Below are 18,248 nucleotides of genomic sequence, written 5' to 3' on the forward strand. Positions count from 1 at the left end.
GACTTTAAGATGCCTTAAATTCTACCTTAAAAATACCTTAAAATAAATTAAAAATGAAAAAATAATTGAAATAAATTCGTGTTAATATCTGTAGCCGTGTAAGTTATAGTGGCGTTGTGAAGATTTAGAATTCGCTGAACAATACGCAATCCTAAACCAAAACCAGTAGTTCCCTTTGAGTTCTCGCCACGCATAAAGGGCTGAAAGAGATTTTGCTGTTCCGTTTCGCTTAAAGTTTTACCAGTATTTAAAACCGAAATAACCAGATTGTCATCTTCAGTACTTATTTTGACCTTTGCTTGTTTATTATCAGAGTAAACACAAGCATTTTTTAAGACATTGCTTAAGGCAATTTCTAATAGATTTTTGTTTCCTTTGATTTCTAAAGCCGTATCTAAATTGTCATTTTCTTCTATTTCGAAAAGAATAACAAAATCAGGAAAGCTTTTATTTAACTTTTCAATTGCCGAAAACAGAATCTCATCAATACGATGAACTTCGTTATTATTGAAATTCTTAGCATCAATTTTAGATAAAACCAATAAAGAATTAATTAGCTCCGTTAATTGATTTACATCAGATAAAATCGTTTTTAGAAACGATTTACTTTCTGGTGGAGTTTTATCGTTAGCAACTATATTTTCAATTTGAGAAGTAATTCGGGATAAAGGAGTTCGGAGTTCATGTGAAGCGTGCGCAGTAAACTCTTTCTGTTTTTGATAAGAAACCTCAATCCGGTCCATCATAAAGTTAAACTCATTTGCAATCAAATCAATTTCGTTCTTATTGCTTTTAGCAGCAATACGAGTATCGAGGTTGTTCTCGTTTATGTTTTTGATTTTCTGATGAAAAGAACTCAACGGATTCATCGCTTTTTTGACCGTAAAAGACGTTAAAACCCAACAAATACAAGTAAAGAAAATATAAGAAATTACAAGAGTATATCTTAAGAATAGAAGTTTTCTTTGTCCATAATCGTCTTTTGCAGATATTAAAGCATAAAAATCTCGGTCTTTAGTATCATAAAAAACGCCATAAACTTCATAATTACCTTGTTGTTTAAAGAAAGTTTTATGCTTTTTCAGGTATTTTAAATCGTCAATCGACCAATTGATTCTGGCGTCATCAATACTACTATATATAAGTTTGTAGTGAGAATCGAATACCAATGTTTTCTCATCGTACAATTTATTGATAGAATTTTGATCGATCATTTTCAAAAGCTGATCGTCAACTTCTTTTACATTCACTAAAAGTTTAATGTTCGAAAGCGCTTTTATTTCCAGGCGATCGCGAAATTCTTCCTTTCTAAAATTAGAATATAAAACAAATATCAAAGTAGAAGCCAACCCAAAAAGGATTGTAAACAATAAACTGACTAATAATGATATTCGGTTTTTTAAAGTCATTCCTGATCGCTTAAATAATATCCATATCCAATTTTGGTTCTGATAAGTTTTGTTTCGTGGTCTTTGTCTATTTTTTTTCTTAGAAAATTAATATAAACTTCAATCGTATTCTGATTCGTTTCGATGTGATAATCCCAAAGTTTCTCAGCAATAAACTGTTTAGACAATACTTTTCCTTTGGCATGAGCCAGAATCAAAATCAATTTAAATTCTTTTGGAGTAAGTTTTATTTCTTCGCCTGAGCGAAAAACTTTCATATCATCTTCTAAAATTTCTAAATCCTGAATCAATATTTTCTTTTCGCTTTGCTGCGGAATATCTTTTCTTCGCAATAAAGAAGAAACTCGTGCGTATAATTCTTCAAAATGAAAAGGTTTCACTAAATAATCGTCTGCGCCATTATCAAAAGAAGAAAGTTTATCTTCGATTTCGCTAAAAGCTGTCAGCATAAGTATTGGAGTTTTTTTATCGATTTCTCGGATTCCTTTGCAGACTTCGATGCCATTAATTCCGGGAACATTGATATCCAGAATAATCAAATCATATTCATAAGGAAAATACTTTTTCAGTAATAAAGAACCGTCATAATAAGGAAAACACTCGAATTCTTTTGAAGTAAAGAATGCTGAGATTTCTTTGGATAAAGTAAAATCGTCTTCGAGTAATAGTAGCTTCATATTTTATAGAAATCAATTCGGTTATTTTTACAACAACCGAATTGATGTTTTAAATCATGTTTTTATTTAAAATAAGAGAAAGTTTCATTGTTTTCGATCTTCAAAATTGACTCATAAATCAATTGAATCACGTTTTCAACATCTTCTCTGTGAACCATTTCTACAGTTGTATGCATATAACGCAAAGGTAAAGAAATCAATGCCGAAGCCACGCCGCCATTACTGTAAGCAAAAGCATCAGTATCAGTTCCTGTAGCTCGCGAAGTTGCATGACGCTGAAACGGAATCTTGTTTTCTACCGCTGTATCAACAATTAAATCACGAAGTTTGTTTTGAACCGCCGGAGCGTAAGCAATAACAGGACCACGACCCATTTTAAGATCACCCTCAACTTTTTTATCAATCATTGGAGTAGTAGTATCGTGGCAAACATCAGTTACAATGGCAACATTTGGTTTAATAGTCTGAGCAATCATTTCAGCCCCACGTAAACCAATTTCCTCCTGAACAGAATTTACAATATACAATCCAAAAGGTAATTCTTTTTTATTCTCTTTTAATAAACGAGCCACTTCGGCAATCATAAAACCGCCCATTCTGTTGTCAATGGCGCGACAAACAAATTTATTTTCGTTCAAAATCATAAATTCATCAGGATATGTAATCACACAACCAACATGAACGCCCATTGCTTCAACTTGTTCCTTGGTTTCACAACCCAAATCGATAAAAATGTTGCTGATTTTTGGAGATTCTTCCTTGTCACGTAAACGAGTATGAATTGCAGGCCAACCAAAAACTCCTTTTACAATACCTTTTTTAGTGTGAATATTGACTCTTTTAGATGGCGCAATCTGATGATCAGAACCACCATTTCGTATTACATACAACAAACCATCATCAGTAATATAGTTGACATACCAGGAAATTTCATCGGCGTGACCTTCAATTACAACCTTAAAAGGCGCATCAGGATTAATAACACCAACAGCCGTTCCGTAAGTATCAGTGATAAAAGTATCAACATAAGGTTTCAAATAATTCATCCAAAGTTTCTGGCCTTCACTTTCATAACCGGTAGGTGAGGCGTTATTTAGGTAGCTTTCCAGGAAAGCAATAGAGGTATCTTTTAAGATAGATTCAGTGCTCATAAAAATATTTTTTTGCTAATTTATAAATTTGGTATTAGAGTTGTATATAAATATATAATTTTACATTTAAATTATGACTCGATGAGATTTACCTACATTATTTTATTCTTTACATTGATTTCGTATACAAGTCAAGCTCAGGTTACTCCAAAACCAAATCAGGAAATGGGCTATAGCTTAACCGAAAATGATTCTATCTTAAATGATACAATCCAATTGCCTGAAATTATTATTTCTAAAGAAAAGCTGGATCCCGAAGCGCAAAAGCAGTTTTTAATACTTCAAAACCGCGTTTTTAAAGTGTATCCTTATGCTAAACTTGCCGCTGATAGATTGACAGCATTAAATCAGGGAATGGAACGATTGAAAACCAATCGCGAAAAAAAGAAGTATTTCAAAATAGTTGAAGATTATCTTAATAATGAATTTGAAGACAGATTAAAGAAATTGTCACGCAGACAAGGTCAAATACTTGTAAAATTAATCAATCGACAAACCGGAATCACAACATACGAATTGATCCGAACCTTAAAAAGCGGATTCAAAGCCTTTGTGTCTAATACAACAGCCAATTTATTCGACATAAGTTTAAAGAAAGAATACAAACCGTTTGAAGTAAACGAAGACTATTTAATAGAAACCATTCTTCAGCGCGCATTCGAATCCGGTAGATTAGCGAATCAAAAACCGGCAACTCCTATAGATTATAATGATCTAATGAATACTTGGGAAGAAAAAGCTAAGACACAATCTAAAAAATAATTACTTCCTTTATATATAAGGAACAATCTCGATCCACAACCCGACAGGTTTTCAAAACCTGTCGGGTTTATTTTTGTACATATATATAAGAGTAGTTTTTGTCGACCTGAGCGGAGCCGAAGCTTTTGCAATAAGTATAAGGAGCTATTTCCCGCTATCCGCTACAATCTTTTGTGCCGAACCCCGGCACAAAAGGATTTCCGCTACTATCGGGGCTAGGGCAGTAGTTTTCAAAAGAACACTGGGCATAAAAACAAACAATCATCTTTAAAGAGGACTTTGCGTCTCTGTGACTTTGCGAGAAACAACAACCAGCGTAAAAATAAGTAGCGGCTTTGAGGTAAAACTCTATAAAACGAATTAAAAGCACTTTTTGCTATCGTTATAAAGTTATCAAAGAAGCGGGTAAAAATCTGCGAAGCCACTAAAAATACTGTTGTCGCTACTTATTGCATTATGACAATTACAATGCGAATAAGAAAAATCTTAAAATTCATAAAAAAGTAAAAACTCTAAACTTGCTGTTATCAGAATGTTAAGAAAAAGTTTTGAAAAAGAATAAAAATAGTTTTAAAAAAGGCTTGTAAATGTAAATAAACTGCCTACTTTTGCACCCGCAACAGCGATATACGCTCTTAGAAATACTGACAAGCAAACGAATTAAAACAGAAAATTTATTTTCAAAAAAAGATTCTAAAAAGCTTGTGAGATTCGAAAAGGGATATTACATTTGCACCCCGCAAAACAGGGAAAGTTCATTGAAAGATTGGTAAATAAGAAGTGAAAAAGGAATGAAAATTTTCTTTAAAAAAACTTCAAAAAACATTTGCCAGTTAGAAATAAGTTTTCTACTTTTGCACCCGCTTTGAGAGACAAGCGAAACAAAAAAGAAACACGTTCGTAGACATATTGAATTGACAGCCGTTTTAACAGAGATGTTAAAACAAAAGAATAAGAGTAATAGAATTGAGAGATTCGAAAAGAACCGATAGAGAAAACATCGCAATATAATATTAAAATATACGATGAAGAGTTTGATCCTGGCTCAGGATGAACGCTAGCGGCAGGCTTAACACATGCAAGTCGAGGGGTATAGTTCTTCGGAGCTAGAGACCGGCGCACGGGTGCGTAACGCGTATGCAATCTACCTTTTACAGAGGGATAGCCCAGAGAAATTTGGATTAATACCTCATAGTATAGCTGAATCGCATGATTCTACTATTAAAGTCACAACGGTAAAAGATGAGCATGCGTCCCATTAGCTAGTTGGTAAGGTAACGGCTTACCAAGGCTACGATGGGTAGGGGTCCTGAGAGGGAGATCCCCCACACTGGTACTGAGACACGGACCAGACTCCTACGGGAGGCAGCAGTGAGGAATATTGGACAATGGGCGCAAGCCTGATCCAGCCATGCCGCGTGCAGGATGACGGTCCTATGGATTGTAAACTGCTTTTATACGAGAAGAAACACTCCAACGTGTTGGAGCTTGACGGTATCGTAAGAATAAGGATCGGCTAACTCCGTGCCAGCAGCCGCGGTAATACGGAGGATCCAAGCGTTATCCGGAATCATTGGGTTTAAAGGGTCCGTAGGCGGTTTAATAAGTCAGTGGTGAAAGCCCATCGCTCAACGGTGGAACGGCCATTGATACTGTTAAACTTGAATTATTAGGAAGTAACTAGAATATGTAGTGTAGCGGTGAAATGCTTAGAGATTACATGGAATACCAATTGCGAAGGCAGGTTACTACTAATGGATTGACGCTGATGGACGAAAGCGTGGGTAGCGAACAGGATTAGATACCCTGGTAGTCCACGCCGTAAACGATGGATACTAGCTGTTGGAAGCAATTTCAGTGGCTAAGCGAAAGTGATAAGTATCCCACCTGGGGAGTACGTTCGCAAGAATGAAACTCAAAGGAATTGACGGGGGCCCGCACAAGCGGTGGAGCATGTGGTTTAATTCGATGATACGCGAGGAACCTTACCAAGGCTTAAATGTAGTTTGACCGATTTGGAAACAGATTTTTCGCAAGACAAATTACAAGGTGCTGCATGGTTGTCGTCAGCTCGTGCCGTGAGGTGTCAGGTTAAGTCCTATAACGAGCGCAACCCCTGTTGTTAGTTGCCAGCGAGTCATGTCGGGAACTCTAACAAGACTGCCAGTGCAAACTGTGAGGAAGGTGGGGATGACGTCAAATCATCACGGCCCTTACGCCTTGGGCTACACACGTGCTACAATGGCCGGTACAGAGAGCAGCCACTGGGCGACCAGGAGCGAATCTATAAAACCGGTCACAGTTCGGATCGGAGTCTGCAACTCGACTCCGTGAAGCTGGAATCGCTAGTAATCGGATATCAGCCATGATCCGGTGAATACGTTCCCGGGCCTTGTACACACCGCCCGTCAAGCCATGGAAGCTGGGGGTGCCTGAAGTCGGTGACCGCAAGGAGCTGCCTAGGGTAAAACTGGTAACTAGGGCTAAGTCGTAACAAGGTAGCCGTACCGGAAGGTGCGGCTGGAACACCTCCTTTCTAGAGCCTCAAATGTTAGTTGACTTGTCAACACGTTGAGGAAAAAAGATGTCTATTTATAGGTTTTGAATATTAAGATTCAATTACTCTTGCTGTTAATTTAAAAAAATAATGAAAAACTTAAGAAAAACAGAGTCTCGTAGCTCAGCTGGTTAGAGTACTACACTGATAATGTAGGGGTCGGCAGTTCGAGTCTGCCCGGGACTACTATTTAACTTAAGAAAGGAAATTCTGGAAGTTGGAATTCACCAAAAGAAATTAGAGAAGAATTAGAAATCTAAAATCTGAATTCTACAATCTAAGATTTAAGAAATGGGGGATTAGCTCAGCTGGCTAGAGCGCCTGCCTTGCACGCAGGAGGTCAACGGTTCGACTCCGTTATTCTCCACAAATTTAGTCGAAAGACTAAAGTCTGAAAGTCAAAAGTATGACTTTATGACCTTAGACTTTACAACTTTCGACATAAATAAAGTTCATTGACATATTGAGATAAGAAAATAATAAAAAGTAGAAAGCGTTTTTTACAATTTATTGTAGAAAACAAAAAAAAACGGTCTTGTTTTAAGTAACAAGATTGGTACAATAAGCAAAATAAGGGCGTATGGGGGATGCCTAGGCTCTCAGAGGCGATGAAAGGCGTGATAAGCTGCGAAAAGCTACGGGGACGGGCACACACCGATTGATCCGTAGATACCTGAATGGGGCAACCCACTATGTTGAAGACATAGTACACCGATAGGTGGGCAAACCCGCTGAACTGAAACATCTAAGTAGGCGGAGGAGAAGAAAACAAAAGTGATTCCGTAAGTAGTGGCGAGCGAACGCGGATTAGCCCAAACCAATGATGTTACGGCATTGTTGGGGTTGTAGGACCACGACATTTTATGTACAAGGAACCGGAAGTTACTGGAAAGTGACGCCATAGAGGGTGATAGCCCCGTATGGGTAACAAGTATAATAGATAGTGGTATCCTGAGTAGGGCGGGGCACGTGAAACCCTGTCTGAATTTGGCGGGACCATCCGCTAAGGCTAAATACTCCTGAGAGACCGATAGTGAACCAGTACCGTGAGGGAAAGGTGAAAAGAACCGTGAATAACGGAGTGAAATAGATCCTGAAACCATACGCTTACAAGCGGTCGGAGCCCTTTCGTGGGGTGACGGCGTGCCTTTTGCATAATGAGCCTACGAGTTAACGTTGCTGGCAAGGTTAAGTGGTTAAGCCACGGATCCGTAGCGAAAGCGAGTCTGAATAGGGCGCTTTAGTCAGTAGTGTTAGACGCGAAACCGTGTGATCTACCCATGGGCAGGATGAAGCTGTGGTAACACACAGTGGAGGTCCGAACCGGTTGACGTTGAAAAGTCTTCGGATGACCTGTGGGTAGGGGTGAAAGGCCAATCAAACTCGGAAATAGCTCGTACTCCCCGAAATGCATTTAGGTGCAGCGTTATGTTTAAAGTTATATAGAGGTAGAGCTACTGATTGGATGCGGGGGCTTCACCGCCTACCAATTCCTGACAAACTCCGAATGCTATATAATGTTTCATAACAGTGAGGGCTTGGGTGCTAAGGTCCAAGTCCGAGAGGGAAAGAACCCAGACCATCAGCTAAGGTCCCCAAATATACGCTAAGTTGAAAGAACGAGGTTTGTCTGCCCAGACAGCTAGGATGTTGGCTTGGAAGCAGCCATTCATTTAAAGAGTGCGTAACAGCTCACTAGTCGAGCGGACGAGCATGGATAATAATCGGGCATAAGCGTATTACCGAAGCTATGGATTTACAAGCAATTGTAAGTGGTAGGGGAGCATTCTAACAGGGTTGAAGGTGTATCGTAAGGTATGCTGGACTGGTTAGAAAAGAAAATGTAGGCATAAGTAACGATAATGCGGGCGAGAAACCCGCACACCGAAAAACTAAGGTTTCCACAGCTATGCTAATCAGCTGTGGGTTAGTCTGGTCCTAAGGCGAACCCGAAAGGGACAGTCGATGGCTAACGGGTTAATATTCCCGTACTACTAATTACTGTGATGGGGTGACGGAGTGATGAAAGCGCCGCGAACTGACGGAATAGTTCGTTGAAGTACCTACCTATAAGATCTGCAGGCAAATCCACAGATCTTGGGGAAATACGATAGTACTCGGAGTCTTCGGACAAAGAGATAGTGCGCCTAAGGGCTTCCAAGAAAAACCTCTAAACTTCAGGTAATTAGTACCAGTACCGTAAACCGACACAGGTAGTTGAGGAGAGAATCCTAAGGTGCTCGAGAGATTCATGGCTAAGGAATTAGGCAAAATAGACCTGTAACTTCGGGAGAAAGGTCGCCAGCGCAAGCTGGCCGCAGTGAAGAGGTCCAGGCGACTGTTTATCAAAAACACAGGGCTCTGCAAAATCGTAAGATGAAGTATAGGGCCTGACACCTGCCCGGTGCTGGAAGGTTAAGAGGAGATGTTATCTTCGGAGAAGCATTGAATTGAAGCCCCAGTAAACGGCGGCCGTAACTATAACGGTCCTAAGGTAGCGAAATTCCTTGTCGGGTAAGTTCCGACCTGCACGAATGGTGTAACGATCTGGACACTGTCTCAGCCATGAGCTCGGTGAAATTGTAGTAACGGTGAAGATGCCGTTTACCCGCAGTGGGACGAAAAGACCCTGTGCACCTTTACTATAGCTTAGTATTGACCTTGGATAAATGATGTGTAGGATAGGTTGGAGACTGTGAAGTGGCGTCGCCAGGCGTTGTGGAGTCATTGTTGAAATACAACCCTTTGTTTATCTGAGGCCTAACCCCATATTGTGGGGGACATTGCTTGGTGGGTAGTTTGACTGGGGTGGTCGCCTCCAAAAGAGTAACGGAGGCTTCTAAAGGTTCCCTCAGTACGCTTGGTAACCGTGCGTAGAGTGCAATGGCATAAGGGAGCTTGACTGAGAGACATACAGGTCGATCAGGTACGAAAGTAGAGCATAGTGATCCGGTGGTTCCGCATGGAAGGGCCATCGCTCAAAGGATAAAAGGTACGCCGGGGATAACAGGCTGATCTCCCCCAAGAGCTCATATCGACGGGGGGGTTTGGCACCTCGATGTCGGCTCGTCACATCCTGGGGCTGGAGAAGGTCCCAAGGGTTGGGCTGTTCGCCCATTAAAGTGGCACGCGAGCTGGGTTCAGAACGTCGTGAGACAGTTCGGTCTCTATCTACTGTGGGCGTTAGAAATTTGAGTGGATCTGATTCTAGTACGAGAGGACCGAATTGGACAAACCTCTAGTGTATCTGTTGTCCCGCCAGGGGCACCGCAGAGTAGCTACGTTTGGAAGGGATAAGCGCTGAAAGCATATAAGCGCGAAACCCACCACAAGATGAGATTTCTTTTAAGGATCGTGGAAGATGACCACGTTGATAGGCTATAGATGTAAAGGCAGTAATGTCATAGTCGAGTAGTACTAATAATCCGTAAGCTTATGTACACCTTTTCCCGCACCGCAAGGTGCGGGGAGAAACTTTCTAAAAATAGTAAATAAAAGTACTTTTCTTTATCTCAGTATGTTAAAATATTTGCTCGACGCAAGAGCAGTTGATGGTTAATAGATGATAGTTGTTGGAGAAATCCATCAACCGACAACCAAAAACCAACAACTAAAAACCTTAAGGTGGTTATTGCGGCGGGGCTCACCTCTTCCCATCCCGAACAGAGTAGTTAAGCCCGCCTGCGCAGATGGTACTGCAGTTATGTGGGAGAGTATGTCGTCGCCTTTTTTTAGAGAATCCTCATCATTTATTTGATGAGGATTTTTTGTTTTATATAAATTTCTTAAGTAAAATAGCTGGTTTACCGCAAAGGGCGCAAAGTTTTTTTGTTATAGATCACGCTCATTAAACGCAAAGTTCGCAAAGCTTTATCAATATAGCTTGGCGAACTTTGCGTTTATATAAAACCTTACGAATAAAAAAACTTTGCGCCCTTTGGGGTTAAAATAATTAGTCAATACAAAATATTTTATGTTTCTGCGCAGGTTTTTGTGTTGATCCAAGATACGCTTAGAGGTATTTTCTGTATTTAAATGTGTCTGGATATTTAAAGTTAGCAAAGCTGGACCGGATATATTTTTGAGGCTTCTTGAAAAAAACTTCTGATGTATTTTGAATTGCGTTAGGGATGGAAGCGATATCCTTTTGTGATAAACCTGACTTCTTCTGTTTTTCTAAAGCCACTGTCACAAAAGATTTAGCGGACAGCCCGACCTGGAGGGGAACGCCTATAAAGAGTATTTGTAATTAAAGTAGTGATAAAATACTAATATTATACTAGATTTTATATTTTTGCTGCTCTATTATAACTAAAATATTAAACAAAACTAAGCCATGAAAAACATTTTTGATAAAGAGGTTTGTAACGAATTTATAAATCGAATCAATAAATTAAGTCCAGAGTCTAAAGCGCTTTGGGGAAAAATGAATGTTTCACAAATGTTGGCTCATTGTAATGTATCTTACGAAATGGTCTATGATAACATTCATCCAAGACCTAATGCTTTGTTTAGATTAATATTGAAATTACTTGTGAAAAATAAAGTGATAGACGATAAACCTTATGCTAGAAATAACGGGACTGCCCCACAGTTTATAATTAAAGATAGTCGAGATTTTGACGTTGAAAAGAATCGTTTAATCGCTTATATTAATAAAACGCAAGAATTAGGAGAAAGAGAATTTAAAGGAAAAGAATCTCTTTCTTTTGGAAAATTACATTCAAGAGAATGGAATAATATGTTCAGCAAACATCTGGAACATCATTTGAGTCAGTTTGGGGTTTAATTATATCTTTTAATTTAATTTTTATGAAAGTATATATTTTATTAATTGCATTATTGTTTGGATTGTCAGTAAATGCGCAAAAACAAGATGTTCAGAAAACTATTGAGTCTTTTTTTGAAGGATTTCATCAAAAAGACACAATTAAACTGAAATCCGTTTGTTCTGACAAGATTATTTTACAATCTATTAGCGAGAGTAGAACTAAGGGAAATAAATTATCTGATGAAAGTGCAAAAGAGTTTTATAATTCTATTGCTACAATTCCTTCTAATCTTAAATTCAATGAAAAGATTTTAAGTTATAACATTCAAATTGATGGTTCAATGGCACATGTTTGGGCTCCTTACGAATTTTATCTGAATGATAAACTGAGTCACTCCGGAGTAAATACTTTTACTTTGTTTAAAGAAAAAGATTCCTGGAAGATTATTTATCTGATTGATACGAGAAGGAAATAGTATTTTTTAGATAATTTCTGTTAGATAATAATTGCAAGAGTCTGCAATAAGGCATTCTTCACATTTTGGCTTAGGTCTGCAAGTTTCTCTGCCTAAAAAAGAGATTGTCATTCCAATTTCTGACCAAATAATTTTTGGTAGAACTTGCATAAGATCTTTTTCGACTTTAATTCCGTCTTTAGCTTCTTTTATTATTCCTATTCTCGGTGCTACACGAATTACGTGTAAATCAGCAATAATTCCTTCAGCAGGTTTGTGAGTTTCTCTCAGGATTACATTTGCAGATTTTCTTCCAATTCCCTTTAAAGCTGTCAATTCCTTCATGTTTAGCGGAATATCTTTGTCATTCTGAATGGTTTTGGCAATTTCCAAAAGCCATTGCGCTTTGGTTGGATAATTTCTAACTTTACTGATATAAGGAATAAAAGTCTCGGGATCAGTTTTGGATAAACTATTTAAAGTTGGATATTTTTCAAATAAAGCTGGTGCTATTTTATTAATATTCGCATCAGAATCCTGAGCTGATAAAACAACCATAACCAATAATTGATATGTATTTTGATATTCTAAAGGGTGTCTTTTTCCTTTATATTTCTCTAAAATTGGTGCAAGTTTCGTTTCCCAATTAGATGTTTCTCCAAATAAATCCATTTTCGCTTTGTTTAGAATTTAATAATCAAAATTGTAACTGTCACAAAATTAGTTAGTTTTGATGAATTCCAGTATCTTTTTTATAACATTTTGATTTCCAAGTATTTTTCGATGTCCCAATCCATCGGTTAGGTATAAAGTTCCGTTTTCAAGTTGTTGATGAATGTGAATACCTGCTTTAACCGCAACTTCAGGATCGTCATTATCATGCATTACTAAAACTGGAATTTTTACTTGTTGTGCTGCTCTATAAGCCGAAAAATCATCCATTTTTACTTGATATTTTTCTTCAAAAAGATCTCGAAGACGATCACTTATTTCTTGCTTTAAACCTAGTTTTGTAATAAAATCATCTAAGATATCCTGAACAATATCACCACTTCCTATTACTATTGCTTTGTTTACTTTAAGTCCGTCTTTTATAGCATTCAAAACCGACATTCCGCCTAATGAATGTCCTATTGCAATTTCAAATGGCCCATATTGTTTGTCGATTTCTAAAATAGAAGCAATAAACTCAGACATTATAGTGGTACTTCCTTTTGATTTACCGTGTGCAGGCGCATCAAAACTAATTGTAGAATATCCATTTTTTAAAAGCTCGTCGGCTATTTTGAATAATTGAGTGCCTCGTCCTGACCAACCGTGAACTAACAGAATTTTTTGATCACTTTGCCCGTACTGATACGTTACAACATTTTGGTTAATAGCTGGAACATAAACATTTTCCTGGACACTTTTTTGATCCATTTCAAGCTCTCGTTTTGGAACCTTATGTTTTATAGGTGTTGTAAATAACTTTGCTGCATAAGACGTAACTAATTTGGTTGAAATAAAAGCGCATATTTTACAAGATATAATTATAAACTGCGGAATTTCTAATGATTTAGTAGGATTAGTTGCCTTTTTTGTCATATCAATAAATTTTTTCTGAGGGCTTAGTTTTGCTTATTTTTTTTCTAAATTTAAAAAACATAAAAGTAGCATATTAATGAATGTTTACTGAAAAAAATAATTCACAAATTATTATTTAATACCACTATAAAACTTTAGCATGGAAATATTTCATATCAGTGCAGAATGTTACCCAATGGCAAAGGTTGGCGGATTGGCAGATGTTGTAGGCGCTTTACCTAAATATCAAACTAATGCAGGTCATCAGGTTAGAGTTGTGGTACCTTGTTATGATACTAAATTTAGAAAGGAAAACGATTTTGAATGTGTTCATTGGGGAAGTATTAAATTAGGAAATTTTAATTTCCCGTTTAGTGTTTTAAAAGAAACTACTAATAAGTTAGGCTACGAATTATATCTCATAGAAATAGATGAATTGTTCAATCGTCCTAATGTATATGGATATGAAGATGATATTGAGCGATTTATATCTTTTCAGATTGCAGCTTTAGATTGGATCTTGGCACGTCAAACGGTTCCGGATGTCATTAATTGTCACGATCATCATACTGGAGTAATTCCGTTTATGATCAAATATGCTTATAAATATGAAAGTCTTGCCAATGTAAAAACGGTTATTACAATTCATAATGGGTTGTATCAAGGCTGGTTCAGTTTTGATAAACTGTATTATTTGCCGGAATTTGATTTGATTCATGTTGGATTTTTAGAATGGAATAATTCTCTAAATTCTCTTGCAGTTGGAATTAAGTGTGCTCATGCTGTTACGACTGTTTCTCCTAGTTATTTAAACGAAATAAATGTCTCTGCAAATGGATTAGAAGGATTATTTAATTCTGTGCGTTATAAATCGAGAGGGATTTTAAACGGAATTGATATCGAAGTTTGGGATCCGTCAAAAGATATAATGATTGCTGAAAATTATTCTATTGATACTTTCGAAATTGGAAAACAAAAGAATAAAGAAAAACTATGTGAACAATTTGAATTAGATCCTTCAAAACCTTTGTTCAGTTTTATTGGTCGTTTGTTTGAAGAAAAAGGAGGGGATTTATTACCACAAGCTTCAGCATTAGCATTATCGGAAAATTTTGAAAACATTAATATTTTGATTTTAGGATCAGGAAATTCATTAATTGAAGAACAATTGCTGCAATTACGAAATGACTACAATGGAAATTACAATGTTTTTATTGGTTATAATGAAGAATTAGCTCATTTGATTTATGCGGGTTCAGATTACATTTTAATGCCTTCGAGAGTGGAACCTTGCGGATTAAATCAGATGTATGCTTTACGTTATGGTACGGTTCCAATTGTGAGAAGAACGGGCGGATTGCGTGATACTGTGGTTGATTTTGGTGATGATGGAAACGGAATTTGTCATGATCAGGCTTCAGTTGGTGATATTTGTTATTCTATAAATCGTGCGGTCAAGTTGTATGACGATAAAATAAATTTCAATAAAATAGTAAAGAAGGGAATGGCAACAGACCATTCCTGGGAAAGAGTTTGCCAAGAATATATCGAGATATACAACCTAATAATTGAGAAAAATGAAATTTAAAAAGAAAAATGTAGTTGCTATTATTTTAGGAGGAGGACAAGGATCACGTTTGTTTCCATTAACTGAGACAAGATCAAAACCTGCAGTTCCAATTGGTGGAAAATACCGATTAGTTGATATTCCTATTTCAAATTGTATCAATTCGGATATTTTTAAAATATTTGTTTTGACACAGTTTAACTCAGCATCTTTGAATGCTCATATCAAAAACACCTTTAATTTTAGTATTTTCAGTCAATCATTTGTTGATATTTTAGCAGCAGAACAAACTCCGGATAATCCAACTTGGTTTCAGGGAACTGCGGATGCTGTTCGACAATGTATGTCGCATTTTTTAAAACATGAATTCGATCATGCATTAATTTTATCTGGTGATCAATTATATCAAATGGATTTTAACGAAATGCTGGAAGCTCATATTGCTGCCGATGCCGAAATTTCGATAGCTACATTACCTGTAAACGCAAAAGATGCACCGGAATTTGGAATTCTGAAAACGAATCATGAAAGCTGTATTGAAGCATTTATTGAAAAACCTCACGCTTCGCTTTTACCGGAATGGGAATCTGAAGTAAGCGAGCAAATGCAGGAAAAAGGTAAAAAATATTTGGCCTCAATGGGTATTTATATTTTTAACCGTCAATTATTAGAAGATTTAATGGCTGATCCGGAAACGAAAGATTTCGGAAAAGAAATTATTCCGCAAGCTGTTGGAAAACATAAAATTCTGAGTTATCAATATGAAGGATATTGGACAGATATTGGAAATATTGAATCTTTCTTTGAGGCAAATATAGGTTTAACGGCTGATATTCCGGAATTTAATTTGTTTGATAATGATAATAAAATTTTCACAAGACCAAGATTATTGCCGCCTTCTAAATTTAGAAATTCAGTTATCAATCAATCGTTAATTTCTGAAGGTTGTATTATTAATGCAAAGGAAATAAAAAGTTCGGTTATTGGAATTCGTTCCAGAATAGGTGCCGGAACTGTTCTTGAAAATTGTTATGTGATGGGGAATGATTTCTATCAGGATCTAGATGAATTAAATCACGAAGCGAGTATTAATAAAATACATGTAGGAATTGGCGAAAACTGCTTTATACAAAATGCTTTAATAGATAAAAATGTTCGAATAGGAAACAACGTTCATATTAGCGGTGGAAAGCATTTGGATAATTTTACAAATGAATTATATAGCATAAAAGACGGAATTGTTGTCATTAAAAAAGGAGCTATTCTTTCTGATAATTTTAGAATTGAATAAAAACCTAAAAATTAATTGTTGCCTTAAAAACCAAATATGAATAAAGTTATCACGCATTCTCTATTTACTGATTTTGATATTGATTTATTCAAAGCCGGAAAACACTTCAAATTATACGAAAAATTAGGAGCGCATTTAATTGAAGTTAACGGAGTAAAAGGTGTTTATTTTGCGGTTTGGGCTCCAACTGCTCAATCTGTTTCGGTTGTTGGTGATTTTAATTATTGGACTCAGGGTGAACATTTATTGCAAGTACGCTGGGATTCTTCTGGAATATGGGAAGGATTTATTCCGTATATTACAAAAGGAGCACTTTATAAATATAAAATTCAATCGAATATAAATGGAATCATAACCGAAAAGGCTGATCCATTTGCTTTGTATTGTGAGAAACCACCTCATACAGCTTCTGTTGTATGGGATTTGGATTATAACTGGAAAGACGAAAATTGGATGCAATCCCGTCAGGAAAACAATGCTCTTGATAAACCATATTCAGTTTATGAAGTGCATCTTGGATCGTGGAAACGTGCCGAAAATAATCGTTTTTTGACATATCTGGAACTTGCCGATGATTTAGTAAAATATGTTAAGGAAACGGGTTTTACACACGTGGAATTCATGCCAATTATGGAATATCCTTATGATCCGTCGTGGGGTTATCAATTAACTGGATATTTTGCACCGACTTCTCGTTTTGGGAAACCGCAGGATTTTATGGTTTTGGTTGACAAATTACATCAGGCTGGAATTGGCGTTATTTTAGACTGGGTTCCATCACATTTTCCTGATGATGCACATGGTTTAGGTTTCTTTGACGGATCTCATTTGTATGAACATCCGGATCGTAGAAAAGGGTATCATCCGGATTGGAAAAGTTTGGTTTTTAATTATGGGCGAAATGAAGTTCGAGCTTTCTTAATTAGTAATGCTGTTTTTTGGCTTCAACAATATCATGCTGATGGTTTGAGAGTCGATGCTGTTGCTTCGATGTTGTATCTTGATTATTCCCGTAATGATGGCGAATGGGAACCTAATATTTATGGCGGAAGAGAGAATCTTGAAACGATAAGTTTTCTTAAAGAATTCAATGAAGTAATTTATGCTAATTTTAATGGAGTTCAAACTATCGCTGAAGAAAGCACTTCTTTTTCCATGGTTTCAAGACCTACGTTTACAGGCGGTTTAGGTTTTGGAATGAAATGGATGATGGGCTGGATGCACGATACTTTGAAATATTTTCAGAAGGAAACTGTTTATAGAAAATACCATCAGAATGATTTGACTTTTTCGATGACATATGCTTTTACGGAGAATTTTATGTTGCCATTTTCTCATGACGAAGTGGTTTACGGAAAGAAATCTATTGCCAATAAAATGCCGGGAGACGAATGGCAGAAATTTGCCAATTTAAGATTACTCTACGGTTATATGTTCACGCATCCGGGAACTAAACTATTGTTTATGGGATCTGAATTTGGACAAAGTGATGAATGGAATTTTGAAAAAAGTTTAGATTGGCATTTACTTCAGTATGATTTTCATGCAGGAATAAAAAATGTAATTACAGATTTAAATCACTTATATAAATCGCGTCCTGCATTGTATGAAAAACAATTTACCGGTGAAGGTTTTGAATGGATTAATTACTCAGATCATCAAAATGCGGTTCTATCTTATATTCGAAAAGGAAATAATTCAGATGAAAATCTAGTTGTAGTTTGTAATTTCACGCAAGTCGTACGAGAAAACTACAGAATAGGAATTTCGCAGAAAGGAAAACTGGAAGAAATCTTTAATAGTGACGCGACAGTTTACGGAGGAAGCGGCATTGGAAATTCCAAAACAATAAAAATAGACGCTACGCCTTATGATGGCAGAGATTTTTCTGTTGAATTAATTTTACCGCCTTTGAGTGTTACAGTTTATTCGTTTGTATAAAACATCAATTATATTTTTAGAATATCATTTTATCAGTTTAGAGTTTTTAAATTGTAGAATTGGTGATTTTTTGAACCGTTATTTAGTACTCGTTCAGAAAA

11 protein-coding genes, 2 tRNA genes and 3 rRNA genes are annotated in these 18,248 nt (G+C 36.7%); 11 read left to right on the top strand and 5 right to left on the bottom strand.

Annotated features, from left to right (window positions below; all coding sequences use genetic code 11):
- Positions 1–47: 47 nt before the first annotated feature.
- The 3 genes from C8C83_RS21860 to C8C83_RS21870 form a co-directional block, all read right to left on the bottom strand.
- Entirely contained in the window at positions 48–1,409 is a 1,362-nt protein-coding gene (locus C8C83_RS21860) for a HAMP domain-containing sensor histidine kinase (protein WP_121330678.1), read from the bottom strand.
- A complete protein-coding gene (locus C8C83_RS21865) occupies positions 1,406–2,086 on the bottom strand; it encodes a response regulator transcription factor (protein WP_121330679.1) in 681 nt (226 codons plus the stop codon). The genes C8C83_RS21860 and C8C83_RS21865 overlap by 4 nt, the downstream gene beginning before the upstream one ends.
- Before the next feature lie 62 nt (positions 2,087–2,148).
- Entirely contained in the window at positions 2,149–3,237 is a 1,089-nt protein-coding gene (locus C8C83_RS21870) for a M42 family metallopeptidase (protein WP_121330680.1), read from the bottom strand.
- 81 nt (positions 3,238–3,318) lie between these two features.
- Here C8C83_RS21870 and C8C83_RS21875 point away from each other — a divergent pair, with 81 nt between their 5' ends.
- The 8 genes from C8C83_RS21875 to C8C83_RS21910 all read left to right on the top strand — a co-directional run bounded on the left by C8C83_RS21875 (position 3,319) and on the right by C8C83_RS21910 (position 11,803).
- The gene (locus C8C83_RS21875; RefSeq protein WP_121330681.1) at positions 3,319–3,999 is read left to right on the top strand and encodes a DUF4294 domain-containing protein; all 681 of its coding nucleotides are present in this window, start codon (positions 3,319–3,321) and stop codon (positions 3,997–3,999) included.
- Between the two features lie 1,022 nt (positions 4,000–5,021).
- Positions 5,022–6,535: ribosomal RNA gene (locus C8C83_RS21880) — 16S ribosomal RNA — on the top strand.
- A gap of 133 nt (positions 6,536–6,668) precedes the next feature.
- Positions 6,669–6,742 (top strand) — tRNA-Ile (locus C8C83_RS21885).
- 107 nt (positions 6,743–6,849) lie between these two features.
- A tRNA-Ala gene (locus tag C8C83_RS21890) sits at positions 6,850–6,923 on the top strand.
- Between the two features lie 192 nt (positions 6,924–7,115).
- Positions 7,116–9,997 (top strand): 23S ribosomal RNA (locus C8C83_RS21895).
- A 179-nt stretch (positions 9,998–10,176) separates the two neighbouring features.
- Positions 10,177–10,286, top strand: a 5S ribosomal RNA gene (rrf, locus tag C8C83_RS21900).
- Together the 16S, 23S and 5S rRNA genes with 2 tRNA genes alongside form the textbook arrangement of a ribosomal RNA operon.
- Before the next feature lie 606 nt (positions 10,287–10,892).
- On the top strand, positions 10,893–11,345 hold the full coding sequence (locus tag C8C83_RS21905; protein WP_121330682.1) for a DUF1569 domain-containing protein: 453 nt from the start codon (positions 10,893–10,895) through the stop codon (positions 11,343–11,345).
- A gap of 23 nt (positions 11,346–11,368) precedes the next feature.
- Entirely contained in the window at positions 11,369–11,803 is a 435-nt protein-coding gene (locus C8C83_RS21910; RefSeq protein ID WP_121330683.1) for a nuclear transport factor 2 family protein, read from the top strand.
- 6 nt (positions 11,804–11,809) lie between these two features.
- Here C8C83_RS21910 and nth read toward each other — a convergent pair whose 3' ends face one another.
- Positions 11,810–12,454 (bottom strand): endonuclease III, encoded by a 645-nt coding sequence (gene nth / locus C8C83_RS21915; protein WP_121330684.1) that lies wholly within the window; start codon positions 12,452–12,454, stop codon positions 11,810–11,812.
- Between the two features lie 48 nt (positions 12,455–12,502).
- Complete coding sequence (locus tag C8C83_RS21920) at positions 12,503–13,369, bottom strand: alpha/beta hydrolase (RefSeq protein ID WP_121330685.1); 867 nt, start codon at positions 13,367–13,369, stop codon at positions 12,503–12,505.
- 139 nt (positions 13,370–13,508) lie between these two features.
- Here C8C83_RS21920 and C8C83_RS21925 point away from each other — a divergent pair, with 139 nt between their 5' ends.
- The 3 genes from C8C83_RS21925 to glgB are packed head-to-tail and all read left to right on the top strand — an operon-like array spanning position 13,509 to position 18,147.
- Positions 13,509–14,936 carry a glycogen synthase gene (locus C8C83_RS21925; protein WP_121330686.1) on the top strand — a complete coding sequence of 476 codons (1,428 nt, stop codon included), beginning with the start codon at positions 13,509–13,511 and terminating at the stop codon, positions 14,934–14,936.
- The gene (locus C8C83_RS21930) at positions 14,926–16,206 is read left to right on the top strand and encodes a glucose-1-phosphate adenylyltransferase (protein ID WP_121331419.1); all 1,281 of its coding nucleotides are present in this window, start codon (positions 14,926–14,928) and stop codon (positions 16,204–16,206) included. Before C8C83_RS21925 ends, C8C83_RS21930 begins: the two co-directional genes overlap by 11 nt.
- Before the next feature lie 36 nt (positions 16,207–16,242).
- Positions 16,243–18,147 (top strand): 1,4-alpha-glucan branching protein GlgB, encoded by a 1,905-nt coding sequence (glgB, locus tag C8C83_RS21935; RefSeq protein ID WP_121330687.1) that lies wholly within the window; start codon positions 16,243–16,245, stop codon positions 18,145–18,147.
- Positions 18,148–18,248: the final 101 nt, after the last annotated feature.

It is taken from the genome of Flavobacterium sp. 90, from assembly GCF_004339525.1.
Classification (GTDB): Bacteria; Bacteroidota; Bacteroidia; order Flavobacteriales; family Flavobacteriaceae; genus Flavobacterium.

What these genes read in the sequence shown, in the direction of transcription:
- C8C83_RS21870 (WP_121330680.1), bottom strand. Translation starts at nt 3,237, where the DNA reads ATGAGCACTGAATCTATCTTAAAAGATACCTCTATTGCTTTCCTGGAA.
- nth (WP_121330684.1), bottom strand. Translation starts at nt 12,454, where the DNA reads ATGGATTTATTTGGAGAAACATCTAATTGGGAAACGAAACTTGCACCA.
- C8C83_RS21860 (WP_121330678.1), bottom strand. Translation starts at nt 1,409, where the DNA reads ATGACTTTAAAAAACCGAATATCATTATTAGTCAGTTTATTGTTTACA.
- C8C83_RS21905 (WP_121330682.1), top strand. Translation starts at nt 10,893, where the DNA reads ATGAAAAACATTTTTGATAAAGAGGTTTGTAACGAATTTATAAATCGA.
- C8C83_RS21910 (WP_121330683.1), top strand. Translation starts at nt 11,369, where the DNA reads ATGAAAGTATATATTTTATTAATTGCATTATTGTTTGGATTGTCAGTA.
- C8C83_RS21920 (WP_121330685.1), bottom strand. Translation starts at nt 13,369, where the DNA reads ATGACAAAAAAGGCAACTAATCCTACTAAATCATTAGAAATTCCGCAG.
- glgB (WP_121330687.1), top strand. Translation starts at nt 16,243, where the DNA reads ATGAATAAAGTTATCACGCATTCTCTATTTACTGATTTTGATATTGAT.
- C8C83_RS21875 (WP_121330681.1), top strand. Translation starts at nt 3,319, where the DNA reads ATGAGATTTACCTACATTATTTTATTCTTTACATTGATTTCGTATACA.
- C8C83_RS21930 (WP_121331419.1), top strand. Translation starts at nt 14,926, where the DNA reads ATGAAATTTAAAAAGAAAAATGTAGTTGCTATTATTTTAGGAGGAGGA.
- C8C83_RS21865 (WP_121330679.1), bottom strand. Translation starts at nt 2,086, where the DNA reads ATGAAGCTACTATTACTCGAAGACGATTTTACTTTATCCAAAGAAATC.
- C8C83_RS21925 (WP_121330686.1), top strand. Translation starts at nt 13,509, where the DNA reads ATGGAAATATTTCATATCAGTGCAGAATGTTACCCAATGGCAAAGGTT.